This window comes from Plantactinospora sp. B24E8 (assembly GCF_039871735.1).
GTDB lineage: Bacteria > Actinomycetota > Actinomycetes > Mycobacteriales > Micromonosporaceae > Plantactinospora.
On sequence record NZ_JBDPMH010000039.1, the window covers coordinates 61,555 to 71,516 of the forward strand.

The 9,962-nt window shown below is 71.5% G+C and carries 6 protein-coding genes; all 6 read left to right on the forward strand.

Annotated elements, in window-relative coordinates; genetic code table 11:
• Positions 1–200: 200 nt before the first annotated feature.
• Positions 201–2,639 (forward strand): bifunctional diguanylate cyclase/phosphodiesterase, encoded by a 2,439-nt coding sequence (locus tag ABGB21_RS32385; RefSeq protein ID WP_347657993.1) that lies wholly within the window; start codon positions 201–203, stop codon positions 2,637–2,639.
• 287 nt (positions 2,640–2,926) lie between these two features.
• Positions 2,927–4,867, forward strand: a complete 1,941-nt coding sequence (locus ABGB21_RS32390; protein WP_347657992.1) for an acetolactate synthase large subunit — start codon at positions 2,927–2,929, stop codon at positions 4,865–4,867.
• A 13-nt stretch (positions 4,868–4,880) separates the two neighbouring features.
• A complete protein-coding gene (gene ilvN / locus ABGB21_RS32395) occupies positions 4,881–5,396 on the forward strand; it encodes an acetolactate synthase small subunit (RefSeq protein ID WP_347657991.1) in 516 nt (171 codons plus the stop codon).
• An 83-nt stretch (positions 5,397–5,479) separates the two neighbouring features.
• Positions 5,480–6,493 (forward strand): ketol-acid reductoisomerase, encoded by a 1,014-nt coding sequence (ilvC, locus tag ABGB21_RS32400; RefSeq protein ID WP_347657990.1) that lies wholly within the window; start codon positions 5,480–5,482, stop codon positions 6,491–6,493.
• Positions 6,494–6,838: 345 nt separating this feature from the next.
• Complete coding sequence (gene mpgS / locus ABGB21_RS32405) at positions 6,839–8,083, forward strand: mannosyl-3-phosphoglycerate synthase (protein WP_347681055.1); 1,245 nt, start codon at positions 6,839–6,841, stop codon at positions 8,081–8,083.
• A 214-nt stretch (positions 8,084–8,297) separates the two neighbouring features.
• Positions 8,298–9,896 (forward strand): phosphoglycerate dehydrogenase, encoded by a 1,599-nt coding sequence (gene serA / locus ABGB21_RS32410; RefSeq protein ID WP_347657988.1) that lies wholly within the window; start codon positions 8,298–8,300, stop codon positions 9,894–9,896.
• Positions 9,897–9,962 lie beyond the last annotated feature (66 nt).

A 9,962-nucleotide genomic window follows, 5' to 3' on the forward strand; every position in this document is an offset into this window, starting at 1 on the left:
GACAAGTGTGGCACCACCGGCCCCGGTCCGCCGGCCGCCGCCCCGCCCGGGTCCAGCACGCGGGACACCGGTGGCGGCGGAGGTCCGGTGCTGATCGACCCGATCGTCCCGCTGGCGCCCGAATCGGCGCTCTTCGCCCCACGACGAGGATCACACCGGACCTCCCCCATGGAACCTCTTCTATCGGGCAGAGTGAATCCGTGCATAGCGCCCTCGGTGTGCCCGTCCTCGCGGTGGCGGTGGGCCTCGCCTCCGCCTGTGGTCCCGTACTGCTCGCGATCACCGCCCGGCGGCACACCGGACCTCGGCGGGTCGGCCAGTGGCTGCTCGCGCTCGGCGGCGCGTTGGCGGCCACCAGCACCGTCGTCGGCCTGGTCGGGCTCTTCCCGGTCGACGAGGCGGTGCACGAGTCGACGCCGCGACCGGATCTGGCCGCGATGATCGCGGTCGGCATGGCGGTCGGCGGGCTGCTGCTCTGCGCCGGGCTGCTGCGGCTGCCGGGGGCCGCGCACGACGCGGCCGCCGCGCTGCGACTCGTCCTGGACGGACTGGTGATCGCCGCCGCGATCTGGTTCGTCGGCTGGGTACTGATCGCCGAGCCGACCCGGCTGCTCGGCGCCTACACCCCACAGAACTGCCTGGCCCTGGTCCTGGCGACGGTGACCGCGGCGGTGGCGGCCGGGCTCACCTTCATCGTCGCGGTCCGGTCGCGGTCGCCCCGGCACGGCCTGGTCCTGGCCGGCGGGGGCGTGACCCTGGTGGCCGGCTGCGGCCTGGCCATCGCCGCCGGGGTCTGCCGGGGCGACCCGGGGCTGGCGGTCTTCGGCGCCGCACTGCTGCCGTTCGGCCTGCTGGTGGTGGCCTTCGTCAGTCGGGCGCCGGACCCGTCGGACGGGCGCGACGGCGACGTCATCCGCCGGGGTACGGCGTACGCCTTCCTGCCGATGGTGGCGATGGCGGTTTCCGCCGTCTACCACCTGGTGGTCGACGGCGGGTTCAGCATCTACCCGGTGCTGGCCGGCATCGTGGAGGGCTTCGGCCTGGTGGCCCGGCAGTACCTCGCGCTCAACGACGTACGCGGCTACGCCGCCCGGCTCGCCGAACGGGAGGCGCACTTCCGCGAACTGGCGCACACCGACCCGCTGACCGAACTGGCCAACCGGCGGGGGCTGCTGCGGACCCTGCAACAGCGGCACGACCGGGCCGACACGCCGTTCGTACTGCTCGGGCTGGACCTGGACGGCTTCAAGAACGTCAACGACATGCGGGGCCACGACGTCGGCGACGCGGTGCTGGCCGAGGTCGGCCGACGGCTGCGAACCAACCTGCGTCCCGGCGACCTGGCCGCCCGGTTGGGCGGGGACGAGTTCGCGGTGCTGATGCGGGCCCGTCCGGCCGAGGCGGAGCGGGTCGCGCAGCGGCTGCTCGGGGTGGTCGGTTCACCGTACGCGCACCCGACCGGCCCGGTGTTCCTGTCGGTCAGCGTCGGGGTCGCCGACCACGCCGACGCGGCGGACGTGGAGACCCTGCTCCGCAACGCCGACCTGGCGCTGCGGTACGCCAAGCAGCGGGGCAAGAACCGGGTCGAACGGTACGACGTCGCCTACGACCGGCTGCTGCGCCGGCGTACCACCCTGGAGCACGAGATGCGGGGCGCGATCGAGCGCGACGAGCTGAGCCTGGCCTTCCAACCGGTGGCCGCGATTCCCTCGGTCCGCCCCGTCGGCGCGGAGGCGCTGCTCCGCTGGCGTCATCCCGAACTGGGCAACGTCCGGCCGGACGAGTTCATCCCGCTGGCCGAGGAGTGCGGGATGATCGCGAAGCTCGGTTCCTGGGTGCTGCACCAGGCCTGCCACCAGCTCTCCCGCTGGCTCGCCGACGGTCACGACGTCTGGGTGTCGGTCAACGTCTCGCCCCGGGAACTGCACGCCCCGGAGTACGTCAACCAGGTCGCCGAAGCGTTGCGGGCGCACCGGGTGCCACCGCAGCGGCTGGTGCTGGAGATCACCGAGCACGCCGTGGCGACCGACCTGCACGAGTTGATCCGCCGGCTGACGGCGCTCCGGGCGACCGGCGTACGGATCGCGCTCGACGACTTCGGCGCCGGCTACTCGTCCCTGGGGCAGCTCCGCCGGCTGCCGATCGACATCCTCAAGATCGACCACAGTCTGGTCGCCGGTCCGGATCCGGTCCGGGCGGTGAACTCGCGCGGTCGGGTCTACGCGCCGATGGTCGACGTGGTCGTCCGGCTCGGGCACCAGCTGGGCCTGCAGGTGATCGCCGAGGGGGTGACCAACCCGGCCGAGTTGGCGGCGGTGGTGGAGTCCGGCTGCGGGTTCGGGCAGGGGCAGCTCTTCGGCTGGGGAGTGCCGGCCGAGCACCTGGAGGCGATGCTGGACGCGGCGACCTCGCCGGGCGCCCGGGTGATCCCGGGGCCGCGCCCACCCGCCGACGACCTGGTCAGACCGCCCGCCGGGGCTGGCGACACCACCGGTCCGGCCGTCGGTGCCGGCGCCGGAACAGGCGCGACGGCCGGCTCCACCGTCGATCCGACGGCGGGCGGGGCGACCGGCTCGGCGATGTCTTCTGTCCAGAATGCGGGATCAGTTGACTCAGCGCGTGAGATCCGTCAGGCTTAGCCCCATGTCGCCGACCCGGTCCTTCCGAGTACTTATCTGAGCGCACTCTCGAGTCCGAGAGTGCGCAGGCCCCGTGCATCAGCACGAGGGCCGTTTTTATTGGCCACGTTCCCTCGTTGGCAGGACGGAGCCGCCGTCCGGCGTACCGGTCCTGCCGCCCGGGTGGCCGACGGTCCCGCCCCGACGGTCCCGCCCCGGCGGCCTCCCCGCCGGCGTGGCGCGACCGCCCCCGACCGACCTCCAGACCTCGAAAGTTCCACTGCTCCGAGCCGAAGGCCTGAATAGCCATGACGAGACCCACACCAGAGACCCTGGCCAACAGCGCGCGCCGACACCGCCCGGCGGCGGTCGAGAGCGACTCCGCCGAGCAGCACCCGCGCCGACTCCGCACCGGCGGCCCGGCCGTCGTCGACCAGGCCGGTCCGCTCGCCGAGGCGCCCGTCCGGGCCGCCGCCACGGGTACGCAGGTGGTCGCGCCGGTACCGGTCTCCGGCGCGCTCTCGCTGGTCAAGTCGCTGGAGGCGCTCGGGGTCGAGGTCGCCTTCGGCATCCCGGGCGGGGCGATCCTGCCGGCGTACGACCCGATCTACGACTCGTCGATGCGGCACATCCTGGTCCGGCACGAGCAGGGGGCCGGGCACGCCGCGACCGGGTACGCGCAGGCGACCGGCAAGGTGGGCGTCTGCATCGCCACCTCCGGTCCCGGCGCGACCAACCTGGTGACGCCGATCGCGGACGCGTACATGGACTCGGTGCCGATCGTGGCGATCACCGGTCAGGTCGCGCGGCCGTCGATCGGTTCGGACGCCTTCCAGGAGGCCGACATCCAGGGCATCACCCTGCCGATCACCAAGCACAACTTCCTGGTCCAGAACGCCGAGGAGATCCCGCGGATCCTGGCCGAGGCGTTCCACCTGGCCGCCACCGGCCGGCCCGGCCCGGTGCTGGTCGACATTCCCAAGGACGTCCTGCAGGCGCAGACGACCTTCAGTTGGCCGCCGGCCCTGGAGCTGCCCGGCTACCGGCCGACCCTGCACCCGCACGGCAAGCAGATCCGCGAGGCGGCCCGGCTGATGACCACCGCCCGGCGTCCCGTGCTGTACGTCGGCGGCGGGGTGCTCAAGGCCGGCGCCACCGAAGGGCTGCGCAAGCTGGCCGAGCTGACCGGGATCCCGGTGGTCACCACGCTGATGGCCCGGGGTGCCTTCCCGGACTCGCACCCGCAGCACCTGGGGATGCCGGGCATGCACGGCACCGTCGCGGCGGTCTACGGACTGCAGAAGTCGGACCTGATCGTGGCGCTCGGGGCCAGGTTCGACGACCGGGTCACCGGCCGGCTGGACTCGTTCGCCCCGGGGGCGGCGATCGTGCACGCCGACATCGACCCGGCCGAGATCGGCAAGAACCGGGCGGCGGACGTGCCGATCGTCGGCGACGCCCGGTACGTCATCGACGAGCTGATCGAGGCGGTCCGGGCGGCCACCGCCGGGCAGCCCGGTGGGGCCGCCGACCGGACCGACTGGTGGGCGCAGCTCGACGACCTGCGGGGCCGTTACCCGCTCGGCTACGACGAGCCGACCGACGGCACCCTCGCCCCGCAGTACGTCATCGAGCGGCTCGGCGCGATCGTCGGCCCGGACGCGGTCTACGCGGCCGGGGTCGGTCAGCACCAGATGTGGGCCTCCCAGTTCATCTCCTACGAGAAGCCGTACACCTGGCTGAACTCCGGTGGCCTCGGCACCATGGGGTACGCGGTGCCGGCGGCGATGGGCGCCAAGGTCGGCAAGCCGGAGACCACGGTCTGGGCGATCGACGGGGACGGCTGCTTCCAGATGACCAACCAGGAGCTGGCCACCTGTGCCCTGGAAGGGATCCCGATCAAGATCGCCCTGATCAACAACGGCAACCTGGGCATGGTCCGGCAGTGGCAGACGCTCTTCTACGGCGAGCGCTACTCCAATACCGAACTCGGTACGCACAAGCACCGGATCCCGGACTTCGTCAAGCTCGCCGAGGCGCTCGGCTGCGTCGGACTGCGCTGCGAGAGCAAGGCCGACGTGGACAAGACGATCCGGGCCGCGATGGAGATCAACGACGCGCCGGTGGTGATCGACTTCGTGGTCGGCAAGGACGCCATGGTGTGGCCGATGGTCGCCGCCGGCACCAGCAACGACGAGATCATGTTCGCCCGGGGGGTCCGCCCCGCCTTCGACGACGACGAGCTGTGAGGGCTGCGTAGAGATGAGCAAGCACACGCTATCCGTGCTGGTGGAGAACAAGCCCGGGGTGCTGGCCCGGGTGAGCGGCCTGTTCTCCCGGCGTGGGTTCAACATCGACTCACTCGCGGTCGGGGAGACCGAGAACCCGGAGGTCTCCCGGATCACCATCGTGGTCAACGCCGAGACCTCGCCGCTGGAGCAGGTCACCAAGCAGCTCAACAAGCTGGTCAACGTACTCAAGATCGTGGAGCTGGACCCGGACGTCTCGGTGGCCCGGGAGCTGCTGCTGGTCAAGGTCCGGGCCGACCGGGTCCAGCGGACCCAGGTGCTGGAGACGGTGAACCTGTTCCGGGCCCGGGTGGTCGACGTCGCACCGGACACCCTCACCATCGAGGCGACCGGTACCGCTGACAAGCTGGACGCGCTGCTGCGTGATCTCGAACCGTTCGGAATCAAGGAGATGGTGCAGTCGGGTCTGGTGGCCATCGGGCGGGGTTCCCGGTCGATCACCACCGGCGCGGCGCTGCGGGCGGCCTGAGGCGGCCCGGCACCGACAGAAGACCAGGACCGCACCGACATCAACAACGGCGGCCGGGCCGGCCGCCGCACGAAAGGAAAGTCATGACCGCTGAGGTGTTCTACGACGACGACGCCGACCTGGCGCTCATCCAGAGCAAGAAGGTCGCGGTGCTCGGCTACGGCAGCCAGGGCCACGCCCACGCGCTGTCGCTGCGCGACTCCGGCGTCGACGTGGTGATCGGCCTGCCGGAGGGCTCGAAGAGCCGGGCCAAGGCCCAGGAGCAGGGGCTGCGGGTCGCCACCCCGGCCGAGGCGTCGGCCGAGGCCGACGTGATCATGGTGCTGGCGCCGGACACCGCGCAGCGCTCGCTCTACGCCGAGGCGATCGCGCCGAACCTGACCGCCGGCAAGGCGCTCTTCTTCGGCCACGGCCTCAACATCCGGTACGGCTTCATCACGCCCCCGGCCGACGTGGACGTGGCGATGGTCGCCCCGAAGGGCCCCGGTCACCTGGTCCGCCGCCAGTACGTCGACGGCAAGGGCGTGCCGTGTCTGGTCGCCGTGGAGCAGGACGCCACCGGTACGGCGTTCCCGCTCGCCCTGGCGTACACCAAGGCGATCGGTGGCACCCGGGCCGGGGCGATCCGGACCACCTTCAAGGAGGAGACCGAGACCGACCTCTTCGGTGAGCAGGCGGTGCTCTGCGGTGGTGCCGCGGCGCTGGTGCAGACCGGGTTCGAGGTGCTCACCGAGGCCGGCTACGCCCCGGAGATCGCCTACTTCGAGTGCCTGCACGAGCTGAAGCTCATTGTCGACCTGATGTACGAGGGCGGCATCGCCCGGATGCGGTACAGCGTCTCCGACACCGCCGAGTACGGCGACTACTCGCGTGGCCCGCGGGTGGTCGACGCCCGGGTCAAGGAGGAGATGCGGAAGATCCTCGCCGAGGTGCAGTCGGGTGAGTTCGCCCGCGAGTGGATCGCCGAGGACGACGCCGGCCGGCCCAACTTCACCAAGTGGCGGGCCGAGGGCGCGGCGCACCCGATCGAGGAGACCGGGCGCAAGCTGCGCGGCATGATGAGCTGGGTCGACCGGCCGATCACCGAGACGGCCTGATTCCACCGACGGCGTCGCGGCGGTCACCCCGCCCACCGCGCCGGCCGACGAGCGGCTCCCCGGCGGTCATCCCGCCGGCCCGAGCCGCCCGGCGGTGATCCCGCACGGCGGTCATCCCGCCGCTGCGCGCCATTCGACGGCGGCGTTCCATCGGCGGTCACCCCGCCCGGGAACGCCGCCGTCGGCGTCACCCGGTGCGGGAAGGGGATCTTTGTTACCGGGGCACCGATGATCGGGTTTCCGGATCATTGCGATCAGAAGTCCGGTCACCGTCGCGGATGTCGTGGCCAGGAAATGGTCGGCGGTTACGCGCCGTGAATGCGTCCGCTCGGGTACTGTCGCCGCATGCGACTGGAGCAATCGCACCGTACCGAGCGTTTCGGCGCCGTTCGCATCCACGAACTTCAACGCGTCATACAGTTGGACTCGGGAGATGCCAGGGGTGCTGCCGGCGACGGCATCGTCTCGCAGGAGGCGCTGCGCGCGATCGAACGGCGAATGGTGATCGTCATTCCCTGCATGAATGAGACACGCAGAGTAATCGAAGGCGTGCTCTCGGGGATACCGCACGACTGCCTGATCGTGCTCGTCTCGAACAGTGCCCGACATCCGGTGGACCGTTACGAGATCGAGGCGCAGACCCTGGAGCAGTACTGCCGGGCGACCGAGCGTCCGGCGATCATCGTGCACCAGCGCGACCCCGGGGTCGCCGCCGCGTTCAAGGCGGCCGGCATGCCGGAGCTGATCGGCGACGACGGGCTGGTCCGGACCGGCAAGGGCGAGGCCATGCTGATCGGCATGGCGGTCGCCGCGCTGACCGGCCGCGACTACCTGGGCTACATCGACGCGGACAACTACGTGCCGGGTGCGGTGCACGAGTACGTCAAGGTCTACGCCGCCGGCCTGCACCTGGCCGCCAACCCGTACGCGATGGTCCGGATCTCCTGGCACTCCAAGCCGAAGCTGCGCGACGGGCGACTCTTCTTCAGCCGGCGCGGCCGCAGCTCCGAGATCACCAACGAGTTCCTCAACCGGCTGGTGGCCGAGTACTCCGGCTTCGGCACCGAGGTGATCGCGACCGGCAACGCGGGTGAACACGCGCTCAGTCTCGACCTGGGACTGCGGATGCGGCTGGCCGGTGGATTCGCGGTGGAACCGTTCGAGTTCGTGGAACTGTTCGAGCAGTTCGGCGGCGTACTCGACACCGCCCATCCGGAGGTCATGGCGAGTTCGGTGCCGGTGCTGCAGATCGAGACCCGCAATCCCCACTTCCACGACAACAAGGGGGAGGACCACGTCCAGGGCATGCGGATGCAGGCGTTGAACGTGCTCTACCACTCGCCGGTGTCGTTGCCGCCGGTCCGGCAGGCGATCCTGGACTTCATGGTCGCGCAGAACGCCGTCGCGCCCGGCGAGGAACCACCCCGGGAGCGGATCTATCCGCCGGTCGGCTCACTCGCCTTCGACCTGCTGCGCGACGGCCTCGAGAGCGAGGCCGAGACGTTCCGCCAACTCGGTGTCGCCCCGCTCGGGGCCCGGCCGCTACCCCGTCCGACGCTGCCGGAGCCGGCGGTCGTACCGACGGCGTGAGGACCGGCCGGGCCGGTGGACGGCGTCACCCTCGTCGCTGTGAGGGCACTCACGCGGGTCCACGGAGCACGGTACGCAGCAGGACGCCTACGATCGGGCGGTAGGTGCGTCCGAACCGTAGGGACGACCCGTTTGGCGGAGTTCGGGACGCAGTGCGGCGCCCAACCCGCCGGTCTGCACGTTCACCTCGCCCGGACGACACATACGAGGACCGATGACTCCTGTCGTACTGATCGCTGAAGAGCTCGCCCCCGCCGCCCTCGACGTGCTCGCGCACGACTTCGACGTACGTCACGTCGACGGCACCGACCGACCGGCCCTGCTCTCCGCGCTCGCCGAGGCCGACGCGGTCATCGTGCGCAGCGCCACCCAGATCGACGCCGAGGCGGTCGCCGCCGCACCCCGGCTCAAGGTGGTCGCCCGGGCCGGGGTGGGGCTGGACAACGTCGAGGTCGCCGCCGCCACCGCCCGTGGCGTGATGGTGGTCAACGCACCGACCTCGAACATCGTCTCCGCCGCCGAGCAGGCCGTCGCACTGCTGCTCGCGGTGGCCCGCAACACCGCCAGCGCCAGCGGCGCGCTGAAGGCGGGGGAGTGGAAGCGGTCCAAGTACACCGGGGTCGAGATCCAGGGCAAGACCGTCGGGGTGGTCGGCCTCGGCCGGATCGGTGTGCTCTTCGCCCAGCGGATGGCCGCCTTCGGCACCCGGCTGATCGCGTACGACCCGTACGTGCAGCCGGCGCGCGCGGCCCAGCTCGGCGTCCGGCTGGTCGGGCTGGAGGAGCTGCTCCGGGAGAGCGACTTCATCTCGATCCACCTGCCGAAGACCCCGGAGACGGTCGGTCTGATCGGTGAGAAGGAACTGGCGCTGGTCAAGCCCGAGGTGCGGATCGTCAACGCGGCACGCGGCGGTCTGGTCGACGAGCAGGCGCTCGCCGACGCGATCGCGGAGGGCCGGGTCGCCGGCGCGGGCATCGACGTCTACGCCAAGGAGCCGTGCACCGCCTCGCCGCTGTTCGCCTTCGACAACGTGGTGGCGACCCCGCACCTGGGTGCCTCCACCGCCGAGGCGCAGGACAAGGCCGGCCTGGCGGTGGCGAAGAGCGTGAAGCTCGCACTGCAGGGCGAGTTCGTGCCGGACGCGGTGAACGTGCAGGCTGGCGGGGTTGTCGCCGAGGACGTCCGGCCGCTGCTGCCGCTGGCCGAGAAACTGGGCAAGGTCTTCACCGCGGTCGCCGGCGGGGTCGCCGCGAGCGTGACCGTCGAGGTACGCGGCGAGGTCGTCGCCAACGACGTCTCGGTGCTCAAGCTGGCCGCGACCAAGGGGCTGTTCACCTCGGTCGTCGAGGAGCAGGTGACGTACGTCAACGCGCCGCTGCTGGCCGCCGACCGTGGGGTCACGGTGGAACTGACCACCCAGCCGGAGACCACCGAGCACAGCAACCTGGTGACGCTGCACGGCGCGCTGCCGGACGGCCGGACCGTACGGGTCTCCGGCACGGTGGTGCACAGCGGCAACCGCGACGCCGTCCGGCTGACCGAGGTGGACGGTTTCGACCTGGAGTTGGGCGCCGAGGGCATCCTGCTCTTCTTCCGCTACGCGGACCGTCCCGGTGTGGTCGGCACCGTCGGCTCGATCCTGGGCGAGGCGGGTGTCAACATCGCCGCGATGCAGGTGGCCCGGCGGGAGGCCGGCGGTGAGGCGCTGATGACGATCACCGTGGACTCGGCGGTCGGCGCGGACCTGCTCAGCTCGGCCGCCGACTCGATCGGTGCGGTCGCGAGCGCGGCGGACCTGCGCGAAGAGGTGTGACGGGGAGACCCGGTCGAGAACGTCGGACGCCGTCCGGCGCACCGCGGGCCTCGGCGGCCCACGGCA